Raw genomic sequence first — 21,648 nt, 5'->3', positions numbered from 1 at the left:
AACTCATGCTATCCTCCGAACATCGTTCACCACACCACGAAAACTCCATGTTTGCTAAGCTCTTGCGTTCTGTCGTTATCGGTCTCATCGTTGCCGGCCTGCTGCTGGCCGCACTGCCCATGCTGCGTTCTTCCAACGGCCTGTTTGCAGACAAACCTGAGAGCACCAGCGACGAAACGCCAGTGAGCTACAACAAAGCGGTGCGCCGCGCCGCGCCCGCCGTGGTGAATATTTACAACCGCAACCTGAACGGGGCCGCCAACGTACTGTCGCTCGGTTCCGGCGTGATCATGAATGAACGCGGCTATATCATCACCAACCGCCACGTGATCAAAGACGCTCAGCAGATCACCGTGGTGTTGCAGGATGGCCGCCGCTACGAAGCGCTGTTGGTCGGCTCGGACGGCCTGACCGATTTGGCGGTGCTGAAGATCGATCCCGGCAATCTACCGGTGATCCCGACCAATAAAAATCGCGTTGCCCACGTCGGCGACGTCGTGCTGGCGATCGGCAACCCCTATAACCTGGGGCAGACCGTCACACAAGGCATCCTCAGCGCCACCGGCCGCATCAGTATGAGCACCACCGGCCGACAGACGTTCCTGCAGACCGACGCCTCCATCAACCGCGGCAACTCCGGCGGCGCGCTGGTCAACTCGCTGGGCGAGCTGATCGGCATCAACACCCTGACCTATGACAAAATTACCGACGGCGAAACGCCGGAGGGCCTCGGCTTCGCCATTCCGATCGAACTGGCCACCAAAATCATGGACAAGCTGATCCGCGACGGCCGCGTCATCCGCGGCTATTTCGGCATTCAGGGCAAAGAGATCATTCCGCTGCGCTCGTCCAATTCCGGCATCGATCGCCTTCAAGGCATCATCGTGACCGAGATTACGCCGAACGGCCCGGCGAGCAACGCCGGCTTCCAGATCAACGACATCATCATCAACGTGGATAACAAACCGGCGGTGTCCGTGCTGGAGACCATGGATCAGGTGGCGGAGATCAGACCGGGCACCGAGATACCGGTTATCGTGCTGCGCGACGGCAAGCGCATTACGTTGAAAATGACGGTGGGTGAATTCCCGGAAGACAGCAATTAAAAAAGGGCCGGCATTGATAGCCGGCCCTTTGATTTTCATCCTGCCGACGCAGCCGCGCCGGCGTTAATGCCTTACTCGCCTTTCACACGCTCGATGTTCGCACCCAGCGCGCGCAGCTTGTCTTCAATACGCTCATAGCCGCGATCAATATGGTAGATGCGATCGACGACGGTCACGCCGTCGGCGATGCAGCCGGCGATCACCAGGCTGGCGGAAGCGCGCAGATCGGTCGCCATCACCTGAGCGCCGGACAGCTGTTCAACGCCATGGCAGATCACGGTGTTGCTCTCGATTTCCGCGTGCGCCCCCATGCGGATCAATTCCGGCACGTGCATGAAACGGTTTTCGAAGATGGTCTCGGTGATAACGCCGGTGCCTTCCGCCACCAGGTTCAACAGGCTGAACTGAGCCTGCATGTCGGTCGGGAAGCCCGGGTGCGGCGCGGTGCGCACGGTGACCGCTTTCGGGCGCTTGCCGTGCATATCCAGGCTGATCCAGTCTTCGCCCACTTCGATATCGGCACCGGCTTCACGCAGCTTGGCCAGCACCGCATCCAGCGTATCCGGACGGGTGTTGCGGCACATCACTTTGCCGCCGGAAACCGCGGCGGCGATCAGGAAGGTACCGGTCTCGATGCGGTCAGGCAGCACGCGATACACGCCGCCGCCCAGACGCTCGACGCCCTCGATGGTGATCTTGTCGCTGCCTGCGCCGCTGATCTTCGCGCCCAGCGTATTGAGGAAGTTGGCAGTATCGACAATTTCCGGCTCACGCGCGGCGTTCTCGATAACGGTCGTGCCGGTCGCCAGGGTCGCGGCGCTCATGATGGTCACGGTCGCGCCCACGCTCACCTTGTCCATCACGATGTGCGCGCCTTTCAGACGGCCATCGACGGACGCCTTGACGTAACCTTCTTCCAGCTTGATCTCGGCCCCCAACTGCTCCAGGCCGGTGATGTGCAGATCGACCGGACGCGCGCCGATCGCGCAGCCACCCGGCAGGGAAACCTGGCCGCGGCCGAAACGTGCCACCAGCGGCCCCAGCGCCCAGATGGAAGCGCGCATGGTTTTCACCAGATCGTAAGGCGCGCAAAACTCGTTCACGCCGCTGGCGTCCACGAAGACCGAACCGTTGCGCTCAATCTTGGTACCCAACTGGCTGAGCAGTTTAATGGTGGTGTCGATGTCCTTCAGCTTGGGGACATTCTGCAGCTCGACCGGCTCTTCCGCCAACAGGGCGGCGAACAGGATCGGCAGGGCGGCGTTTTTGGCCCCGGAAATAGACACTTCACCGCTCAGGCGGGTCCGACCCTGCACACGAAATTTATCCATCTGACTACTCTCTGTTATCTAATCTGAAGCTGCCCGCCCGGCAGGGCAAACAGCCTTAAAATCCGTTGAGTTTGCGGTCTCGCTGCCACTCTTCAGGGGTGTACGCCTTGATAGACAAGGCATGAATGCGGTTGTCCGCAATGTATTCCATCAGCGGTGCGTAAACCGTCTGCTGTTTTTTGACGCGGCTCATGCCGGCGAACAGTTCGCCGACCACGATCGCTTGAAAATGGCTGCCGTCGCCCGTCACGTGCGCTTCATCCAGTGCCAATGCCTGCATCAGCACGTCTTTAATCTCGTTGGTTTCCATAGTATCCAGTTCTGCCGCTAAAGGATCATAAACAGCCTAGTATCTTAGTGGAATACGATGTTTTCTTAAACTAAAGAAAAAGCCCCTGCATAACAGGGGCTTTGTATCGTTTAACCACGCAAAGACGGTGTAAAACGCCGCTAACCGGCGGTATCGACAGGCATTATCGCCTGCAGGTTGTAGAGCGCGATCAGCGTTTTCAGACGCTCGGTGACGCCGAAAATTTTTAGCGCGACGCCACGTTGGCGCTGCTCTTCCTGCAGATGCAGCAACAGCGCCAGCCCGGAGGAGTCCACGCGCTGCAGTTGCGCCACGTCGATCGCGGTTTTATCCGCCATCAGCGCGTCGCGCTGCCGCCACAACGGCAGCAGCGTTTCACGGTCCAGTTCACCGCGCAGGATCAGCGTCTGCTGCTCTGATTCGAAGCTGAGCGCTGCCGACATCAGTTTTTCTTGTCCAGCGAGATGGGCTGCGCGGCAGCGGCCTGCAGCTGTTTGGTCAGGCCGTCGATGCCCTGAGTACGCAGCGTAGACGCCCACTCGTTTTGCTTGGTGGTGATCATGCTGACGCCTTCGGCGATCATGTCATACGCCTGCCAGTAGCCGGTTTTGCTGTTCTTGCGCCATTGGAAATCCAGACGCACCGGCGGGCGGCCGCCGTTGTCGATGATGGTGACGCGAATGGCCACGATGTCGGCGTTGCCCAGCGGCTGTTCAGGCGCGATCTGGTAAGTCTGGCCGTGGTACATCGCCAGCGCCTGGCCGTAAGCCTGCTCCAGGTAAGCCTGGAAAGCGGTGAAGTAAGCTTCGCGCTGCGCAGGCGTCGCATCTTTGTAGTAACGGCCCAGCACCAGCGCGCCGGCGTATTTCACCTGCACGAACGGCATCAGTTCCTGATGCACGATGGAGCGCAGGTAGTTCGGGTCCTGCTTGATCTTCGGCTGTTCGTTCTTCAAACGGCTGAAGGTCTTCTGCGCCGCGTCTTGCATCATGCTGTAAGGATTGGTTTGGTCGGCTGCGCTCGCCAGCGGCGCAACCACCAGCAGAGCCACCATCAGTAAACGTTTAAACATGCAGGTATCCTCTCTTAATGATTTGGAACAGCGGGTTGCGGTGCAGCGCCGGCAGCCGGCTCAGCGGCCGCGTCTCCCGGTTTGGCGCTGTCCTGACCGCCGCTTTTATACAAGAACTGGCCGATCAGATCTTCCAGAACCATGGCTGATTTAGTGTCCTGAATGGTGCCGCCGTCTTTCAGAATGGTGGTGCCCATATCAGGATCTTCGAAGCCCACGTTAAGCGCCAGATATTGCTCGCCCAGCAGGCCGGAGGTGCGGATCGCCAGCGAGCTGGTATCCGGGATTTCGTCGTACTTTTTCTGGATATCGAGCGCCACGCGCGGCGTGTAGGTTTTCGGATCGAGTTCGATGTCCGCCACGCGGCCGATCACCACGCCGCCGATCTTCACCGGCGAACGCGGTTTCAGGCCGCCGATATTGTCGAACGTCGCATAAACGCGGTAGGTCGGCTCGCTGCCGATCGATTTAAGGTTCGCCACCTGCAGGCAGATAAACACGATGGCGCACAGCGCGATCAGCATGAATGCCCCAACCCAGATTTCACTCTTCTTCGTTTGCATCGAATCAATTCCCAAACATCAGTGCGGTCAGCACGAAATCCAATCCCAACACCGCCAGTGACGAATGCACCACGGTACGCGTCGTCGCCCGGCTAATCCCTTCAGAGGTAGGCACGGCGTCATACCCGTTGAAAATGGCAATCCAGGTTACGGTAATGGCGAACACCACGCTCTTGAGCAGGCAGTTAAGCAGATCTTTTTTCCACTCTACGGCGCCTTGCATCGCCGACCAGAAGAAGCCGCTGTCGATGCCCTTCCAATCCACGCCGACCACCGAGCCGCCCCAAATGCCGATCGCCACGAAGATGATGGTCAGCAGCGGCATGCTGATCATCCCCGCCCAGAAACGCGGCGCCACGATGCGCCGCAGCGGATCGACCGCCATCATTTCCAGGCTGGAGATCTGTTCCGTCGCCTTCATCAGGCCGATTTCCGCCGTGAGCGCGGAACCGGCGCGGCCGGCGAACAGCAGCGCCGTCACCACCGGCCCCAGCTCGCGCAGCAGCGACAGCGCCACCATCATGCCGAGGCTGGCTTCAGCGCTGTAGGTGGTAAGCACGATATACCCCTGCAGGCCCAGCACCATACCGATAAACAGCCCGGAAACCATGATGATCAGCAGCGACTGCACGCCGACGCTGTAAAGCTGTTTCAACAACAGCGGCCACTGCTTGCCGGGTTCCGGCCGGCCAATCAATGCGTTGAACAGCATCAACCCGGCGCGGCCGAAGCTGGCGCTGGTGTTGATGCCACTGCGCCCCAGAGACGCTAACGCTCTTAATAACATGAGCTTATTTACTCCCTAAGCCTAGCAGTTCAGTCTGATAATCCCCGGCCGGATAGCGGAACGGCACCGGTCCATCCGCTATACCATCCAGGAACTGGCGCACGCGCGCATCAGGATTGTTCTGCAATTGCTGCGTGGTGCCTTCGGCAATCACCCGGTGATCGGCCACGATATAGGCGTAGTCGGCGATGCTCAGCACCTCCGGCACGTCGTGCGACACCACGATGCAGGTAATGCCCAGCGCATGGTTCAACTCGTCGATCAGCTTGACCAGCACCCCCATGGTGATCGGATCCTGGCCGACGAAAGGTTCGTCGAACATGATCATCTCCGGGTCCAGCGCGATCGCGCGCGCCAACGCCGCCCGGCGCGCCATGCCGCCGGAGAGTTCATTGGGCATCAGCTGCGCCGCACCGCGCAGCCCGACCGCTTCCAGCTTCATCAGCACCGTGCTGCGCAGCAGGGGCTCAGGCAGGTTGCTGTGCTCACGCAACGGGTAGGCCACGTTTTCGAATACGGTCAAATCGGTGAACAGCGCGCCCGACTGGAACAGCATGCTCATCTTTTTGCGCGCGTCGTACAACTGACGGCGGGACAATGCGGGAATGTTGTCGCCGTCAAACCAAATCTCCCCGCGGTCCGGCGTCAGCTGACCGCCGATCAGACGCAGCAGCGTGGTTTTGCCGATGCCCGACGGCCCCATGATCGCCGTGATCTTACCGCGAGGCACCGTCAGGTTGATGTCTTCAAATATCCGCCGGTCGCCGCGCGAGAAGCTCATGTCGCGCACTTCGACCAAATTATCTGCCTTTTGGAGCATGTTAATGGACCCTTTACGACTCATCTTTTGCTGAATCTACCCGTGATGTTAAAGCAATGGGCGCAATCCGTCTCATCTTTACAAAAACTTACTGCCATTTCGCAACCAATGATGCCATTGGTTTTACTTTTCCGCGCCACCCGGTCAAAATTGGCGCCATAACGAAAAAAAACGAAAGTGTTCAACAATTAGCCGGGAAAAACCGTTGCTGCGCTCAAGCGCACGCACCGGAGGGCAAGCAATACCGCCGCATTGACGGCTTTAACCAACGAACCGGGATAATACCCGACAAAGGACCCTGCATGTTTCTCGCAATAGCATTATTAATCGTTGGTTTATTTCTACTGGTGTATGGTGCAGACCGCTTAGTTTATGGTGCTGCCGTGATTTCCCGTTCGCTTGGCGTGCCGCCGTTGATCATCGGCATGACCATCGTCGGCATCGGCACTTCACTGCCGGAGCTGATCGTGTCCACCACCGCCGCGCTGAACGGGCAGATAGATATGGCCGTTGGCAACGTATTAGGTTCCAACATCACCAACATTTTATTGATCCTGGGTGTAGCGGCGCTGATTCACCCGCTGGCTGCACGATCGGAAATACTGCGGCGCGAACTGCCGCTGATGTTAGCGGTCACAGTATTGTGCGGTTTCGTGTTGATGGACGGCACCCTAAGCAGGCTGGACGGCGTGCTGCTGCTGACCGCCGCCGCCGGTTTCATCCTGCTGATGCTGAAAATCGCCCGGCTGGCGCAGCGCGAGGGCAGCGACAGCCTGACCATGGAGCAGATCGCTGAACTGCCGCAGGACAGCAGCAATACCGTAGCGGTGCTGTGGCTGGTGCTGGCGTTTATCATTCTGCCGCTCTCTTCCAGAATGGTGGTCGATAACGCGACGGTGATCGCGCACTATTTCGGCCTGAGCGAACTGGTGGTCGGCTTGACCATTATCGCCATCGGCACCAGCCTGCCCGAGCTGGCCACGTCCATCGCCGGAGCATTAAAGGGCGAAGATGATATGGCGATTGGCAATATCATCGGCTCCAATATTTTCAACACGGTGATCGTGCTGGGCGTCCCCGCCCTGCTGTCGCCGGGCAGCGTGGACGCCGCCGCCTTCCAGCGCGATTACTGGGTGATGCTGGCGGCCAGCGTGCTGCTGAGCGTGCTGTGCATCGGCCGCAAACACCGCATCGGCCACCTGGCCGGCGCGCTGTTATTATGCGGCTTTATTGCGTATCTTGCGGTGCTGTTCTTTAACCCTTTCAGTACTTTCGGCTAAACCGACGGGAATGAGTATGTCGAACATTGAGTTGCAACCGGGCTTCGATTTTCAACAGGCCGGCAAAGAAGTGCTTCAGATAGAGCGTGACGGGCTGGCTCAGCTCGACAGCTACATCAACGCAGACTTCACCCGCGCCTGCGAAACGATCGCCGCCTGCGGCGGCAAAGTGGTGGTGATGGGCATGGGCAAATCCGGCCATATCGGCTGCAAGATCGCCGCGACCTTCGCCAGCACCGGCACCCCCTCATTCTTCGTTCACCCGGCGGAAGCCAGCCATGGCGATTTGGGCATGGTCACTGCGCAGGATATCGTGCTCGCCATCTCCAACTCCGGTGAGTCCAGCGAGATCCTGGCGCTGATCCCGGTGTTGAAACGGCAGCGGATCACCCTCATCTGCATGACCAACAATCCGGAAAGTTCGATGGGCAAGGCGGCGGACATCCACCTGTGTATCAAGGTGCCGCAGGAAGCCTGCCCGCTGGGGCTGGCGCCGACCACCAGCACCACCGCCACACTGGTGATGGGCGATGCGCTGGCCGTCGCGCTGCTGAAGGCGCGCGGTTTCACGCCGGAAGATTTCGCGCTGTCGCATCCGGGCGGCGCACTCGGCCGCAAGCTGCTGCTGCGGGTTAGCGATATCATGCACAGCGGCGACGAAATGCCCCACGTCAGCGCCGACGCCTCATTGCGCGACGCGCTGCTGGAAATCACCCGCAAAAATCTGGGTCTGACGGTGATCTGCGACGATCTGATGAAAATCGCCGGCATCTTTACCGATGGCGACCTGCGCCGGGTGTTCGATATGGGCATCAACCTGCACGAAGCCAAGATCGCCGATGTCATGACGCCGGGCGGCGTGCGGGTGCGTCCCAACCTCCTGGCGGTCGATGCGCTGAATCTGATGCAGCAACGCCACATCACCGCGCTGCTGGTTGCCGATGGCGACCAGTTGCTGGGTGTGGTACATATGCATGACATGCTGCGCGCCGGCGTCGTTTAATTAAGGAATAGAACGGAATGGGTATGGTAGAAACCTGCTACGGGCCGGTAGAACAAGAGGTTATGGCGCGTGCCGGGAACATCCGCCTGTTGATTTGCGATGTTGACGGCGTACTGTCAGACGGCCTGATCTTCATGGGCAACAACGGTGAAGAATTGAAGGCGTTCAACGTGCGCGACGGTTACGGCATCCGCTGTCTGAAAACCTCCGACATCGAGGTGGCGATCATTACCGGTCGCTCCGCCAGGCTGCTGGAAGACCGCGCGCAAACGCTCGGCATCACCCATCTGTATCAGGGGCAATCCGATAAGCTTTTGGCCTTCCGCGAACTGTTGGATAAACTGTCGTTAACGGCGGATCAGGTCGCCTATATCGGCGATGACCTGATCGACTGGCCGGTGATGGCGCAGGTAGGCCTGGCGGTCGCGGTCGCAGACGCTCATCCGCTGCTGACGCCGCGAGCCCACTACGTCACCCGCATTGCCGGCGGCCGCGGCGCGGTGCGCGAACTGTGCGACATCATTCTTTTGGCTCAAAATAAGCTGGAGGACGCCAAAGGGCTGTCGATATGAGTAAAACCAAACTTTGGATCACCATCCTGTTGACGGTGATCGTTCTGGCGCTGATCGGCTGGAACATGACGGACTTCAGCGACGATACGGCTCCTGGCCCGGCTAACGATCAGGATCCGACCTACCAGAGCCAGCACACGGTCACCGTGGTGTACAATCCGGCCGGTAAACTGAATTATAAGCTGGTGGCGGAAGACGCGAAGTATTACACCGCCGGCGAGCTGAGCTGGTTCACCCAGCCGGTGATGACGCTGTTCGACGAGAATGCGGTGGCCACCTGGTCAGTTCGCGCCGATCGCGCCAAACTGACGAAAGACCGGATGCTGTATCTGTATGGCCACGTCGAGGTAAACAGCCTGACCACCACCTCGCAGCTGGAAAAAATTAAGACGGACAACGCTCAAGTAAACCTGGTCACCCAGGACGTCACCTCCGATGACGAAGTCACGCTTTACGGGACCAATTTTACCTCTAACGGCATGAAAATGCGTGGGAACCTGCGGACCAAAACCGCTGAGCTGATTGATAAGGTTAAGACCAACTATGAAATCCAGAACCAAAAACCAACTCCGTAATCTGTTGATCGGCAGCTTAGTTTTGGCCGCCAGCGCCCCTGCTCTGGCGCTGAAATCCGACTCCAGCCAGCCGGTCAGCATCGACTCGCTCAAGCAGTCGTTGGATATGCAAAGCAACGTCAGCACCTTTACTGACAACGTGGTGATCAAACAGGGCACCATCGATATCCGCGCTGACAAGGTGGTGGTCACCCGTCCGGGCGGAGATCAGAATAAGACCTATATTGAAGCGTTCGGCAACCCGGTAACCTTCTACCAGATGCAGGACAGCGGCAAGCCGGTCAAAGGCCACGCGCAGAAAGTGCGTTACGACGTGGCGACCCAGCTGGTGACCCTGACGGGCAACGCCTATCTGGAGCAGCTCGACAGCAACGTGAAAGGCGATCGCATCACCTATCTGGTGCAACAGCAGCAAATGCAGGCGTTTAGCGACAAAGGCAAACGCGTGACAACGGTTCTGGTACCGTCGCAGTTGCAAGACAAAAACGGGCAAAAAAAGAGTAACTAATCACTTATGGCAACACTCATCGCAGAAAACCTGGCGAAAGCCTATAAGGGCCGTAAAGTTGTCGAAGACGTCAGCCTGAAAGTGAAATCCGGCGAGATCGTCGGCCTGCTCGGCCCGAACGGCGCCGGTAAAACCACCACCTTCTACATGGTGGTCGGCATTGTGCCGCGCGACGCCGGGCGCATCGTGATCGACGAGGAAGACATCAGCCTGTTGCCGCTGCACGCCCGTGCGCGCCGCGGCATCGGTTACCTGCCGCAGGAAGCGTCGATCTTCCGCCGCCTGAGCGTGTACGACAACCTGATGGCGGTGTTGGAGATCCGTCCCGATCTCACCAGCGAACAGCGCGAAGACCGCGCCAAAGAGCTGATGGAAGAGTTCCATATCTCCCATCTGCGCGACAGCCTCGGCCAGGCGCTGTCCGGCGGTGAACGCCGCCGCGTCGAAATCGCCCGCGCGCTGGCGGCCAACCCGAAATTCATTCTGCTGGACGAACCCTTCGCCGGGGTGGATCCGATTTCCGTTATCGATATCAAGAAAATCATCGAGCACCTGCGTGACAGCGGCCTGGGCGTGCTGATCACCGACCACAACGTGCGCGAGACGCTGGACGTGTGTGAACGCGCCTACATCGTCAGCCAGGGCAAACTGATTGCCCACGGCACGCCGGATGCTATTCTGGCCGACGAGCAGGTTAAACGCGTTTATCTGGGCGAAGAGTTCCGCCTCTAAGCGCCGGCGCGTCCTGCGGGACGACACCGTTAACGGAAGTAGACAGAAAACTATGAAGCAAGGTTTGCAACTCAGGCTCAGCCAACAGCTGGCCATGACACCTCAGCTCCAGCAGGCGATCCGCCTGCTGCAGTTGTCCACGCTTGAGCTTCAGCAAGAGATCCAGCTGGCGCTGGAGAGCAATCCGCTGCTTGAACAGACCGATCTGCACGACGAAATCGACGCCAAAGAAACCCAGGAGACTGAGGGGCTCGATACCCGCGAGGCCTTGGAGCAGAAAGACATGCCGGAAGAGCTGCCGCTGGACGCCACCTGGGATGAAATCTATACCGCGGGCACGCCGTCCGGCACCGGCACCGACTACAGCGACGACGAGCTGCCGGTCTATCAAGGCGAGACCACCCAAACGCTGCAGGATTATCTGATGTGGCAGGTGGATCTGACGCCGTTTTCCGATACCGACGCCGCCATCGCCACTTCCATCGTCGACGCGGTGGATGACACCGGCTATCTCACCGTCCCGCTGGAAGACATTCTGGAAAGCCTGGGCGACGAGAACGTGACCCTCGAGGAAGTCGAGGCGGTGCTGAAGCGCGTGCAGCGTTTTGATCCGATCGGCGTCGCCGCGCGCGATCTGCGCGATTGCCTACTGGTGCAGCTCTCCCAATACGCCAAAGATACGCCTTATCTGGCCGAAGCGCGGCTGATCATCAGCGAGCATCTGGATCTGTTGGCCAACCACGACTTTCGCAGCCTGATGCGATCAACCCGGCTAAAAGAAGATACACTGAAAGAAGCGATGCTGCTGATTCAGTCGCTCGATCCGCGCCCGGGGCAGTCGATCAATACCGGCGAGTCGGAATACGTCATTCCGGACGTGCTGGTGCGCAAGACGCAGAACAAATGGACGGTCGAGCTCAACGGCGACAGCGTGCCGCGTTTGAAGATCAATCAGCAGTACGCCGCGCTGGGCAACAGCGCCCGCAGCGAAGCCGACGGCCAGTTCATCCGCAGCAACCTTCAGGAAGCCAAGTGGCTGATTAAAAGCCTGGAGAGCCGCAACGAGACGTTGCTGAAGGTCACCCGCTGCATCGTCGATCAGCAGCAGGCGTTCTTCGAGCAAGGCGAAGAGTTTATGAAACCCATGGTGCTGGCGGATATCGCCCAGGCCGTGGAGATGCATGAATCGACGATCTCGCGCGTCACCACGCAGAAGTTTCTGCACAGCCCGCGCGGCATTTTCGAATTGAAATATTTCTTCTCCAGCCACGTGAATACCGACAGCGGCGGCGAAGCCTCCTCGACGGCGATCCGCGCGTTGGTGAAGAAATTGATTGCGGCGGAAAACCCCGCCAAACCACTCAGCGACAGCAAGCTGGCCACCCTGCTCGCCGATCAGGGGATCATCGTGGCCCGGCGCACCGTCGCCAAGTACCGAGAGTCTTTGTCCATCCCGCCGTCGAACCAGCGCAAACAGTTGGTTTGACCTCTATTGAGAAGGAAGACACTATGCAGCTCAACATTACCGGACACCACATCGAAATCACCGATCCGTTGCGCGAGTTCGTGAACAACAAGTTCGCCAAACTCGAACAGTATTTTGATCGCATCAATCAGGTGTATGTTGTATTAAGTGTGGAAAAAGTGCAGCAAATTGCGGAAGCAACGGTGCACGTGAATGGAGGCGAGTTGCACGCCACCTCGGAAGACGAGAATATGTATGCCGCAATTGATACGCTGATCGACAAATTGGCACGTCAATTGAACAAACATAAAGACAAATTGAAGCAACACTGACACCCTGACCCATTCCGTGAGGCGGCATCCATCGCCGCCTCTCCCTTCGGCGCGTGACCCGCATGGGTGACGCGCCGAACGGTAATCAGGGTCAAAACCGACGAAAAACCGCCTTGCCGGGTTCGCCCGGCGGCGCGGTTTTAAGTGAAGATGAGATGAACAACGAATATATGCAATTAAGCTCGGTGTTAAACATCGAGTGCACCAAAAGCTCGGTACACTGCACCAGCAAGAAGCGGGCTTTGGAAATTATCAGCGAACTGGCCGCCAAACAGCTCAATCTGCCTTCGCAGGTGGTGTTTGACGCGGTTCTCACCCGGGAGCGCATGGGCAGCACCGGTATCGGCAACGGTATCGCCATTCCCCACGGCAAACTGGAAGAGGACACACTGCGGGCCGTTGGCGTGTTTATCCGTCTCGACCAACCCATCGCTTTCGACGCTATCGACAATCAGCCGGTCGATCTGCTGTTTGCGCTGCTGGTGCCTGCCGATCAGTGCAAAACCCATTTGCATACGCTGTCGCTGGTCGCCAAACGTCTGGCAGACAAAACCGTATGCCGCCGCCTGCGCGCCGCGCAGAGCGACGAAGAACTTTACCAAATCATCACCGAGTGATGCCCGGCCGGCGTGACTTCCAGCCCGGATAACGATACTGTTTTACGATGATGGATCCGGCTACGGCCGGAATAACAAAGTTTAACGGTGGCGATGAACGCCGCCGCGATGCCAGGGGAGTTGCCACATGGTGCTGATGATTGTCAGCGGCCGTTCCGGTTCCGGAAAATCCGTCGCCTTGCGGGCGCTGGAAGACATGGGTTTTTACTGCGTTGACAACCTGCCGGTGGTTCTGCTGCCGCAGCTCGCCAATACGCTGGCGGAACGCAATATCTCCGCGGCGGTCAGCATCGACGTGCGCAACATGCCGGAATCGCCGGAAGTGTTCGAATACGCGATGACTCAGCTGCCGGACAGCTTCTCGCCGCAGCTGCTGTTCCTCGACGCCGATCGCAACACGCTGATCCGCCGTTACAGCGACACCCGCCGCCTGCACCCGCTCTCCAGCAAAAACCTGTCGCTGGAAAGCGCGATCGACGAAGAGAGCGATCTGCTCGAACCGCTGCGCTCGCGGGCTGACCTGATTATCGACACCTCGGAAATGTCGGTGCACGAACTGGCCGAAATGCTGCGCACCCGCCTGCTCGGCAAGCGCGAGCGCGAACTGACGATGGTGTTCGAATCCTTCGGCTTCAAGCACGGCATTCCGATCGACGCCGACTACGTGTTCGACGTGCGCTTCCTGCCTAACCCGCACTGGGATCCGAAGCTGCGGCCGATGACCGGTCTGGACAAGCCGGTAGCGTCGTTCCTCGATCGCCATACCGAAGTGCATAACTTCATTTACCAGACCCGCAGCTATCTGGAACAGTGGCTACCGATGCTGGAAACCAACAACCGCAGCTACCTGACGGTCGCCATCGGCTGTACCGGCGGCAAACACCGTTCGGTGTACGTGGCGGAACAGCTGGCCGATTACTTCCGCTCGCGCGGCAAGAACGTGCAATCGCGCCACCGCACGCTGGAAAAGCGCAAACAATGACGGTCAAACAGACGGTTGAAATCAAAAACAAGCTGGGCATGCACGCGCGCCCGGCGATGAAACTGTTCGAACTGGTGCAAAGCTTCGACGCCGAAGTGATGCTGCGCAACGAAAGCGGCACCGAAGCCGAAGCCAGCAGCGTCATCGCGCTGCTGATGCTGGACTCCGCCCAGGGTCGGCACATCGAAGTCGAAGCGACCGGCCCCGATGAAGTCAACGCGCTGGCGGCGGTGGTCGAGCTGTTCAACTCCGGGTTTGATGAAGATTAGTCGCTGAGACTCTTCCCATGCGTCGCCTCGGCGCATGTGTTGCCTCCGCCCCTCCCATAACGTAGCCCTCCCGTTTCTCATTTTGCGAATCCGCTTCCAGAATCAGCCGTAACCGCCTGTAAATTCACGTCATGGATTTACCCCCACCACGGTAATCGCAATAGTGTGTAACGCAAAAACAGACAACAGGCGGATGTTTCCCCACGCTTTACTTGCGGGACAACAGAAAGTTTACAATTTGTGAACTTCACCGGCAGTCGCTATAATGTTCACCGGGTAGGAATCGAAGGAACGATGCATATCATTTCCAGGGAACCGTTCAATAACGCAACGAAGCAATATCCCAATGAAGCCACTGCTCTCGAGGCCATTTATAAAGCGTTGCGACGGGGTGAGTTCCGCACGCCGGACGAGTTAAAAGCGCTTTTTCCTTCGCTCGATCGTATGAAGTACAAAGAGAAATGGTGGGTCATTGACGTCGGCGGCAACCACCTGCGGATCTTGTTCTTTGCCAGCTTCGAGACACAGAAAGTCTTCATAAAGCATATCGTTAGCCACGCCGAATACGACAAGCTGATGCAGCACTATCGAAGGAGTTCGTCATGATTACAGATGCCATTAAGGCGGCCGATGCGCTACTGCGCGCCGTACCCTTATTGCAGGGCAGCCACGCTCAGCAAGACTACCGAGACGCGCTCGAATTGGTGGAATATCTGCTGGAAAACGATGAACGCCATCCGCTGATTGACATGTTGGCAAAAAAAATCGCCGAATATGAAGACAACAGCGCCGAATTTACCGCATTCAACCAGCGTATCGCCCAACTCCCGCAGGGGGTGGCCGCGCTTCGCGTATTGATGGAACAGCACCAACTCAGCCAAAGTGATTTTGAACATGAGATCGGCAAAAAGTCGTTGGTTAACCAAATCCTGAACGGCAAAAGATCGCTGACCATTCCGCACATTATGGCGCTGGCCAAACGCTTCAATCTGCCCCCAGCCCTGTTCCTGCCGGAAGCGGATTAATTCCCCTCAACTCCGGCTCAGGCAGTCCAGCGCCACCGCCTTAAAACTGTCGAAGCTGTCGCTGCCCAGCAGGCGGCTCATTGAGCGTTCACGCACGAAGGTGACGAACAGCTCATAGATCGCCATCGCCTCTTCATAGTCGCTCTTGCTGATCGCCAGCAGGAAAATCACGTGCGCGACCTCGCCCTCGCCCCAGGCGACGCCCTGCGGCGCCAGTAGCGTCACCACCACGGTCTTTTTCGCCAGCAGCCCCAGCGAGTGTGGCAGCGCGATGCCTTCGCCCAGCAGCGTGGAGACGATCGCCTCGCGTTCGACCACCGACGGATAAAAGTCCGCGCCGACGTACCCTTCCCGCTCCAGCTGGCCGCACACTCGGCTGAACAGTTCCGCCTGCGTCAGCGGCTCGTTGAGCACCATGAAATGCTCGGCGTCGAAGAACTTCTCCAGCATGTACGGTCGGGTGCGATCCACCAGCACCAGTTTGCCCAGTTGCTCCAGCTGATAATCGGTCGGGAACGGCGACATCACCACTACCGGCTTGTTCTTTTCGCCGATGCGGGCGTTGGAAATCACGAAGTCTTCGTCGATGTGCGCGAGCATCTCATAATCGCGCAGCGAGACGATGCGCGTCATCACCAGCTGCGGGTACTTGCGCGCAATCTGCGCCTGGATCATGCGCACCGTCGAGTTGCCGGTGTCGCACACCAGCATCACCTGCGGGTGGCGTTCATAACCGATGTTGTAATGCCGCTCCAGCCCCACGCCGATGTGCAGCACCAGATAACCGATTTCGTTCTCGCTCAGCGTATAAGGCGTGTACTTGCCCCAGCTGGAGACCGCCGCCAGCGTCACGTCGTAAGCCATCGGATAGTGCTGCTTGATGTTGGCCAACAGCGGATTGGGGATGTTGATCTGGTATTTCACCCGCGTAATCATGGTCTTGATATGGGTAAGCAGATCGGCCCGCAGCTGCTCGTCGCCCTGCAGGTTGTAGTTATAGTGTGCGTTGATGTAGGAAAGAATGTAGTCCACCAGCGCTTCTTCATCGTCGGCGTTGATTTCGGTCGGCTGCACGTCCTGCACGCGGCGCGCGGCGATGTTGACCCGCAGATAGGCCTCTTCGGCCATCGAGATCTCTTTGCCGGAGGCCGCACGCAGCTCCGCCGCCAGGCGGGTCGACACCTGGCGCACCGCCTCGTCGCCGTCCTCCACCTCGAAGTCCGACAGCGGATAGCCATCGTTGATGCGCCGCAGCGCCACCGCACAGTAGAAAATCAGGTACTGCTCGCCCTCGTCGGTCAGACGAATGGCATATTGCGACAGCAGCGGGTGCAGCAATCCGGCGAACGCCGCCACCTGCGGCTGCAGCAGGATCTCGTTGTTGAGCAGCGGGTTCTCGGCGTCGGCCAACTGCAGCTGGAACAGCAGGTCGGTCAGGCAGGCGCGGATCGCCATCTCCGCACCGAACAGCTTCATGCCGTAGCGCGGCTTGGTTTCGATCGTCAATTGATAGTGCGCCAGACGCTCTCTCACCTCAGCCATGTCGTTTTGCAGCGTGCCGCGGCTGACGAACCACTCGTCAGCCAAATCTTCCAGTTTAAGGGAGAAGGCTGAGGTCAAAAAACGCACCAGCAGATAATGCACTCGCTCCTGCGCGCTGCGCGGGGTGGCGTGTTTGCGGCGCTCCTGATGCTGCAGGGCGCTGAACAGCGCGGCATTATCGACCTGCAAACGATAGCCGGCCCCGCGGCTATGGACGAAGCGCGCGCCATATTTGTCCAGGATCTCGTTCAGCGCGGTGATATCCGCCCGCACCGTGCGGGTGGACACGGCGAAACGCTTCGCCAGCTCATCCTGCGGCAAAGTCTCGGTTTGCAAAGCATCGAACAAGTAAGCCAAACGCGGGTAAGGAAATCGCACCATTCTGTGTCCGTCAATCAGGTGGCCCACCCGGCGAACCGGGCGGGCCACGGGTTACTTCGGCGGCGGCAGAAACGTCATTTGCGAGGGGCTGCCGATCGGCAGATAGCCGCCCACAAAGCTGAGCTTGCCGTCCGTCGGGTTGACGCTGAAGCGGGTGACGTTATCGCTGCGCTGGTTCAACGCATACAGATAGCGGCCATCCAAGCTCAGCGCCAGCGAACGCGGATAATCGCCGCGGGTCCAGGTTTCCGCCACCGGTTTCAACTCACCGCGAGCGCCCACGCTGAACTGGGCAATGCTGTTATGCAGCCGGTTGGCGACGTACAGCGTGTCGCCGTTCTTGCTGAGCGCCAACCCCGAAGCGAAGCTGGTGCCCTGATAGTCGGCGGGCAGCGCGGAAACCGCATGCAGTTGTTTCAGAGTACCTTTTTGGCGATCAAAACGGTAGCTGGTCAACGTCGAGGCCTCTTCGTTCACCAGCAGCACGGTTTCGCCGTCCGGATGGAACACAAAGTGACGCGGCCCCGCGCCGGCGGAAGAGGCGGCGATCCACGGCGGATCGTTCGGCGTCAGCCGGCCGCTCGCGGCGTCAAAGCGCCATTGGTAGATGCGATCCAATCCCAGATCGGTGGAAAACACGAACTTGCCGCTCGGATCGCTGGCGATCATATGGGCATGCGGGCCGTTGTGATCGCTGACGGCGAAGCTGCCGTTCACCGCCGCCGCCGGTTTGGCCGCGCCCGCCGGGCCCTGTTGCTGCTGCACCGAGCTGGCGGCGCCCAGGCTGCCGTCCGCTTCAATCGGGAAGACCGCCACGCTGCCGCTGACGTAGTTCGCCACCAGCAGATGCTGCCCGTCCGGCGTCGAGGTGAGATACACCGGCCCCGCCCCCTGCGAATCCACCTGGTTGAGCTGAGTCAGTGCGCCATCGGCCGGATTGATCCGGTAGGCGGTGATGCCGCCGTGCTTGCCGCCGTTGAAATCGGCCACTTCGCTGGCGACATACAGCGTCTTGCCATCAGCGCCCAGCGTCAGCTGCGCCGGATTCGGCACGTTGCTGACCAGCGTAACCTGGCTCAACGCGCCGCTGGCCGGATCGACCCGCACTCGGTAAACGCCTTCGCCGTTGGGATTGTAGGTGCCGATATAGGCAAAATGAGATGACGTGGAGTTCATTGCATCCTCAGCATGCAGCGCCGGGCCGGTCACGGCCAGCAGCGCTATAAACAACGCGGTGCGTCGGGTTGGAGCCTGCCAGTTTCGCATAGTAGTCCTCAATATAGGTAACGGCGCGGCATGCCGCGCCACGGGAAAACCTTCGCCTCCCAGCGTTTACCTCATCCCATTGTGCGTTCAGCCCACCAGCTTTTTGGTCATCGCCAGCAGGGCTTTCACGTCCTGCGGACGCGTATCGCCGCTGGTGGCGTCGATGATCGAGCTGTAGATATGCGGGATCACGCGTTTCACGCCGGCCGCCAGCGCGATCTCGACGATCGGCTCAAAGTTCTCCAGATCGATACCGCCGGTCGGCTCCAGCATGAAGTCATGCTCGGCGCAGGCCTTGGCTACGTACTGGTACTCGTCCTTGCACTTCAGGCCGCCCATCGGGAAATACTTGATGGAGCTGCCGCCCATGTCTTTCAGCAGGGCGATGGCGGTTTCCACCGGCACGATGCCATCCGGCGCCGCGGCGCTCAATGGGCCGGTAGAGATCTTCACCCAACCGACGCGGCCGGTCGGCGACACCAGGCCGTTGACCACGCTGTCGTTCTGGCCCAGCAGCGCGCGGCTGGCGCCGACGCCGGTGAACACCTGGTTAACGTGCTGCGGCTGCACCTGCTGAGCGATCAGGCTGACCATCGCCGACTGCTTAGGATCGCCGGCGCCCAGGCCGACCGAGAGCGCGTTTTCAATCAGGCGCGCATAGCGCAGCATGTCGGTCACCGCGCTGTCGACGTCAGGGTAGTTCTTGGAGAGCACGCCCACCAGCACATGGCCTTCCGCCGCGGCGTAGATGTCCTGCGCGTTGGCTTTGGAGCCGGCCAGCACGTTCAGGCAGACGCGGTCGCGATAGTAGTTAGGCTGCAGCTTCATGCTTGTTTCTCCGTAAACAGATTTTTGATACAGGTAAAGACGGTCATCAGTTGCCGCTCGTCGACGCTGCGCACGTCGACCTCAATCTTGCCTTCGTTGGCCTTGTAGCCGCGGAAGTAGATGGCGATATCGCCGGTTTTCAACGCCTGGACGATGTCATAGGTCGACCGCCCCAGCACCGCCTCATCAAAGGTGATCTCGGCGCGAGCGATATCGCGGCCGGCGCTGTCCCAGACGGTCCTGGCGCTGACGCCGGTCAGGGTGTTGAGGCTGTCGAGGAACGGCGTCATCCGCTCCACCATCTGTTGCCCGGTGGTTTTCTCAAGCGTCAGATAGCTTTCAATCGCTTGGGTCAGGCCGAGGATGCCCTCTTTGCCAACCTTCATCGCCCGGCCGATGCCGCCGGATTGCAACTTCACCCACTCGACGTACTGTTTCTTGCCGATCACAAGACCGCTGGTCGGCCCCTCGATGGCTTTGGCGCCGCTGTAGATCACCAGATCGGCCCCCATCTGGTAGTAACACATCAGATCTTCTTCTGCCGCGGCGTCGACGATCAGCGGCAGGTTATGTTTGCGCGCCACCACCGCCGCCTGCTCGACGGACAGAATGCTTTTCTGCACGCAGTGGTGCGATTTGACGTACAGGATCGCCGCAGTCTGCGGCGTGATGCAGGCTTCAATCTGCTCCGGCGAACATTCGTTGGCGTACCCCGCCTCCACCACCTTGCCGCCGCCCAGCGCCACCATGGTGTCCACCGGCGCGCCGAAGTTGACGTTGTGACCGCGCGGCAGCACGATCTCGCGCGGCACGGCGATCGGAGCCGAATGCAGGTTCACCAGCAGATTGGCGTTATCTTTAACGATCACCGCCGCCACCGACTGGGCGATGCCCGCCGAGGCGCAGGAGACGATCACCGCATCTTCCACGTTGAGCAGATCGGCGATGTAGGCGCCGGTCTTGTTGACCAGATCCTTGATTTCGAAATAGTGGTTCAGGCCGTAATCAACGGCGTCGATCACGTCCTGGCGCGGCGTGGAAACGCCGAGAATGGTCATGCGGCCGGAGGTGTTGATCACCTGCTTCAAACCGTATTTTTCATAAATCGAAGACATGGCTTGCCTCCCCTTGTTCGGTTAATAGGATTTCCCCGGCCACCACTGCGGCCAGCGGCACCAGCAGCCGTTCGCCCTCGGCGGTTTGCCCTTCGGCGTCGGCGAATACCTGCAGTTCGCGGCGCAGCTCAAACAGCGTGAAATCGGCGTCATAGCCCGGCTCCAGCCGCCCTTTGCCGCTCAGCTGCAGCGCCGACGCGGCGTTCTCCGTCACGCAGGCGATCACCTGCGGCAGCGTCAGGCCGACGCTGAAGAATTTGGACATCACCGTCGCCAGGCTGTGCACCGGCCCGTTCATGCGGTTGCGGCAGTAAATATCGGAGCTGATGGTGTGTGGCAAAATGCCCAGTTTGATCGCCTGGCGCGCCACCTCGAAGCTGAAGCTGGCGGTGCCGTGCCCTACGTCGAGCAATACGCCGCGCCGCAGCGCGCGCTGGATAGACTCGCGCAGCGTGCCCGCCGGCGTCAGAATGCGGTTCGGTTTGCCGTTGTAGCAGTGGGTGATGATATCGCCACGGGTCAGCAGATCGGCGATGTCGTCCAGATCCGGCGGGTTGTTGCCGATATGCACCATCAGCGGCAGCCGACGGTTTTCCTGCTGGATCTCTTTGGCCAACACCAGCGGCCGGGTGCCGTTCTTGCCCACCACGCTGCTGCTCATGCGCGCCTTGATGCCGATGATGAAACCGGGATGGTTGGCGATGGCCTGGCCGGCCTCGCGCTTGTCGATGTCCGTCAACTCCGCCAGCTCGTTCTGCCGCAGCAGGCCAATGCGCGAGATATTGAGGAAGGCGAAAACGTTGGTTTTGGCGCTGCGCGTCAGCTGATAAAAGGCGTCGATATCGTCGGCACCGGCGCTGCCGGCATCGACCACGCTGGTGACGCCGCTGGCGACGCCGACCCGATCCGGCTCGTCATGGTAGATCGGCGATTCGGGATAGCAGTGCACGTGCGCATCGATCCAACCGGCGCTCAGGCGGCAGTTGCCCGCCAGATCCAGCTGGCGAACGGCGCTGACGTCCGCCGCCAACCGCCCCACCGAGGCTATTTTGCCGTCTTTCACCGCCAGATCGATCAGCGTATCGTCCGCCAGTCTGGCGCCTCTGATTACTAAGTCATACATACCGCATTGCTCCTGTTAGCCCGGGCGCCGCCGCAGCATCGGGC

26 protein-coding genes are annotated in these 21,648 nt (G+C 59.6%); 14 read left to right on the top strand and 12 right to left on the bottom strand.

The window, feature by feature from the left end; all coding sequences use genetic code 11:
* The first annotated feature begins 47 nt into the window (after nt 1–47).
* Nucleotides 48–1,106 carry an outer membrane-stress sensor serine endopeptidase DegS gene (degS, locus tag H7A77_RS16995; protein ID WP_042785432.1) on the top strand — a complete coding sequence of 353 codons (1,059 nt, stop codon included), beginning with the start codon at nt 48–50 and terminating at the stop codon, nt 1,104–1,106.
* 71 nt (nt 1,107–1,177) lie between these two features.
* Here the strand turns inward: degS and murA are convergent, their stop codons facing one another.
* The 7 genes from murA to mlaF all read right to left on the bottom strand — a co-directional run bounded on the left by murA (nt 1,178) and on the right by mlaF (nt 5,989).
* On the bottom strand, nt 1,178–2,437 hold the full coding sequence (murA, locus tag H7A77_RS16990; RefSeq protein ID WP_019453131.1) for a UDP-N-acetylglucosamine 1-carboxyvinyltransferase: 1,260 nt from the start codon (nt 2,435–2,437) through the stop codon (nt 1,178–1,180).
* Nucleotides 2,438–2,492: 55 nt separating this feature from the next.
* Complete coding sequence (gene ibaG, locus H7A77_RS16985; RefSeq protein WP_025304370.1) at nt 2,493–2,747, bottom strand: BolA family iron metabolism protein IbaG; 255 nt, start codon at nt 2,745–2,747, stop codon at nt 2,493–2,495.
* A 140-nt stretch (nt 2,748–2,887) separates the two neighbouring features.
* Nucleotides 2,888–3,190, bottom strand: coding sequence for a lipid asymmetry maintenance protein MlaB (gene mlaB, locus H7A77_RS16980; protein WP_033644499.1), 303 nt, complete (start codon nt 3,188–3,190; stop codon nt 2,888–2,890).
* Complete coding sequence (mlaC, locus tag H7A77_RS16975; RefSeq protein ID WP_033644498.1) at nt 3,190–3,819, bottom strand: phospholipid-binding protein MlaC; 630 nt, start codon at nt 3,817–3,819, stop codon at nt 3,190–3,192. Before mlaC ends, mlaB begins: the two co-directional genes overlap by 1 nt.
* Before the next feature lie 14 nt (nt 3,820–3,833).
* Entirely contained in the window at nt 3,834–4,382 is a 549-nt protein-coding gene (mlaD, locus tag H7A77_RS16970; RefSeq protein ID WP_033644497.1) for an outer membrane lipid asymmetry maintenance protein MlaD, read from the bottom strand.
* A gap of 4 nt (nt 4,383–4,386) precedes the next feature.
* Entirely contained in the window at nt 4,387–5,169 is a 783-nt protein-coding gene (mlaE, locus tag H7A77_RS16965; RefSeq protein WP_042785434.1) for a lipid asymmetry maintenance ABC transporter permease subunit MlaE, read from the bottom strand.
* A gap of 4 nt (nt 5,170–5,173) precedes the next feature.
* Complete coding sequence (gene mlaF, locus H7A77_RS16960) at nt 5,174–5,989, bottom strand: phospholipid ABC transporter ATP-binding protein MlaF (RefSeq protein WP_033644494.1); 816 nt, start codon at nt 5,987–5,989, stop codon at nt 5,174–5,176.
* 302 nt (nt 5,990–6,291) lie between these two features.
* Here mlaF and H7A77_RS16955 point away from each other — a divergent pair, with 302 nt between their 5' ends.
* The 13 genes from H7A77_RS16955 (at nt 6,292) to H7A77_RS16895 (ending at nt 15,349) form a co-directional block, all read left to right on the top strand.
* Nucleotides 6,292–7,269: a calcium/sodium antiporter gene (locus H7A77_RS16955; RefSeq protein ID WP_033644493.1), complete on the top strand. Its 978-nt coding sequence runs from the start codon at nt 6,292–6,294 to the stop codon at nt 7,267–7,269.
* A gap of 16 nt (nt 7,270–7,285) precedes the next feature.
* Nucleotides 7,286–8,272, top strand: a complete 987-nt coding sequence (gene kdsD / locus H7A77_RS16950; RefSeq protein WP_046897241.1) for an arabinose-5-phosphate isomerase KdsD — start codon at nt 7,286–7,288, stop codon at nt 8,270–8,272.
* A 17-nt stretch (nt 8,273–8,289) separates the two neighbouring features.
* Nucleotides 8,290–8,844 (top strand): 3-deoxy-manno-octulosonate-8-phosphatase KdsC, encoded by a 555-nt coding sequence (kdsC, locus tag H7A77_RS16945; protein WP_004937049.1) that lies wholly within the window; start codon nt 8,290–8,292, stop codon nt 8,842–8,844.
* On the top strand, nt 8,841–9,419 hold the full coding sequence (lptC, locus tag H7A77_RS16940; RefSeq protein ID WP_033644491.1) for an LPS export ABC transporter periplasmic protein LptC: 579 nt from the start codon (nt 8,841–8,843) through the stop codon (nt 9,417–9,419). Before kdsC ends, lptC begins: the two co-directional genes overlap by 4 nt.
* Nucleotides 9,388–9,927 carry a lipopolysaccharide ABC transporter substrate-binding protein LptA gene (gene lptA / locus H7A77_RS16935; RefSeq protein WP_025160121.1) on the top strand — a complete coding sequence of 180 codons (540 nt, stop codon included), beginning with the start codon at nt 9,388–9,390 and terminating at the stop codon, nt 9,925–9,927. Before lptC ends, lptA begins: the two co-directional genes overlap by 32 nt.
* A gap of 6 nt (nt 9,928–9,933) precedes the next feature.
* The gene (gene lptB / locus H7A77_RS16930; protein WP_004937040.1) at nt 9,934–10,659 is read left to right on the top strand and encodes an LPS export ABC transporter ATP-binding protein; all 726 of its coding nucleotides are present in this window, start codon (nt 9,934–9,936) and stop codon (nt 10,657–10,659) included.
* Between the two features lie 52 nt (nt 10,660–10,711).
* On the top strand, nt 10,712–12,145 hold the full coding sequence (rpoN, locus tag H7A77_RS16925) for an RNA polymerase factor sigma-54 (protein WP_004937039.1): 1,434 nt from the start codon (nt 10,712–10,714) through the stop codon (nt 12,143–12,145).
* Between the two features lie 23 nt (nt 12,146–12,168).
* The gene (gene hpf / locus H7A77_RS16920; RefSeq protein ID WP_004937038.1) at nt 12,169–12,456 is read left to right on the top strand and encodes a ribosome hibernation promoting factor; all 288 of its coding nucleotides are present in this window, start codon (nt 12,169–12,171) and stop codon (nt 12,454–12,456) included.
* 155 nt (nt 12,457–12,611) lie between these two features.
* Nucleotides 12,612–13,073: a PTS IIA-like nitrogen regulatory protein PtsN gene (ptsN, locus tag H7A77_RS16915; RefSeq protein WP_016930212.1), complete on the top strand. Its 462-nt coding sequence runs from the start codon at nt 12,612–12,614 to the stop codon at nt 13,071–13,073.
* Nucleotides 13,074–13,200: 127 nt separating this feature from the next.
* Nucleotides 13,201–14,055, top strand: coding sequence for an RNase adapter RapZ (rapZ, locus tag H7A77_RS16910; RefSeq protein WP_015379177.1), 855 nt, complete (start codon nt 13,201–13,203; stop codon nt 14,053–14,055).
* The gene (npr, locus tag H7A77_RS16905; RefSeq protein WP_004937034.1) at nt 14,052–14,324 is read left to right on the top strand and encodes a PTS phosphocarrier protein NPr; all 273 of its coding nucleotides are present in this window, start codon (nt 14,052–14,054) and stop codon (nt 14,322–14,324) included. Before rapZ ends, npr begins: the two co-directional genes overlap by 4 nt.
* Nucleotides 14,325–14,618: 294 nt before the next feature.
* The gene (locus tag H7A77_RS16900) at nt 14,619–14,930 is read left to right on the top strand and encodes a type II toxin-antitoxin system HigB family toxin (RefSeq protein ID WP_004937033.1); all 312 of its coding nucleotides are present in this window, start codon (nt 14,619–14,621) and stop codon (nt 14,928–14,930) included.
* Nucleotides 14,927–15,349 (top strand): type II toxin-antitoxin system HigA family antitoxin, encoded by a 423-nt coding sequence (locus tag H7A77_RS16895; RefSeq protein WP_182074436.1) that lies wholly within the window; start codon nt 14,927–14,929, stop codon nt 15,347–15,349. Before H7A77_RS16900 ends, H7A77_RS16895 begins: the two co-directional genes overlap by 4 nt.
* Nucleotides 15,350–15,355: 6 nt before the next feature.
* Here H7A77_RS16895 and H7A77_RS16890 read toward each other — a convergent pair whose 3' ends face one another.
* The 5 genes from H7A77_RS16890 to H7A77_RS16870 form a co-directional block, all read right to left on the bottom strand.
* Nucleotides 15,356–17,272 carry a transcription antiterminator gene (locus H7A77_RS16890; RefSeq protein WP_033644486.1) on the bottom strand — a complete coding sequence of 639 codons (1,917 nt, stop codon included), beginning with the start codon at nt 17,270–17,272 and terminating at the stop codon, nt 15,356–15,358.
* Between the two features lie 51 nt (nt 17,273–17,323).
* Nucleotides 17,324–18,538 (bottom strand): lactonase family protein, encoded by a 1,215-nt coding sequence (locus tag H7A77_RS16885; protein WP_047026557.1) that lies wholly within the window; start codon nt 18,536–18,538, stop codon nt 17,324–17,326.
* An 87-nt stretch (nt 18,539–18,625) separates the two neighbouring features.
* Nucleotides 18,626–19,366: a KDGP aldolase family protein gene (locus H7A77_RS16880; protein ID WP_033651249.1), complete on the bottom strand. Its 741-nt coding sequence runs from the start codon at nt 19,364–19,366 to the stop codon at nt 18,626–18,628.
* Nucleotides 19,363–20,481, bottom strand: a complete 1,119-nt coding sequence (locus tag H7A77_RS16875) for a DgaE family pyridoxal phosphate-dependent ammonia lyase (RefSeq protein WP_033651248.1) — start codon at nt 20,479–20,481, stop codon at nt 19,363–19,365. The genes H7A77_RS16880 and H7A77_RS16875 overlap by 4 nt, the downstream gene beginning before the upstream one ends.
* Nucleotides 20,465–21,604: an amidohydrolase/deacetylase family metallohydrolase gene (locus H7A77_RS16870; protein WP_182074435.1), complete on the bottom strand. Its 1,140-nt coding sequence runs from the start codon at nt 21,602–21,604 to the stop codon at nt 20,465–20,467. Before H7A77_RS16870 ends, H7A77_RS16875 begins: the two co-directional genes overlap by 17 nt.
* Between the last annotated feature and the right edge of the window lie 44 nt (nt 21,605–21,648).

The organism is Serratia sp. ME47, from assembly GCF_903970925.1.
In the GTDB taxonomy this organism is placed as follows: domain Bacteria; phylum Pseudomonadota; class Gammaproteobacteria; order Enterobacterales; family Enterobacteriaceae; genus Serratia; species Serratia ureilytica.
This window is presented reverse-complemented; position numbering and strand designations above follow the sequence as displayed.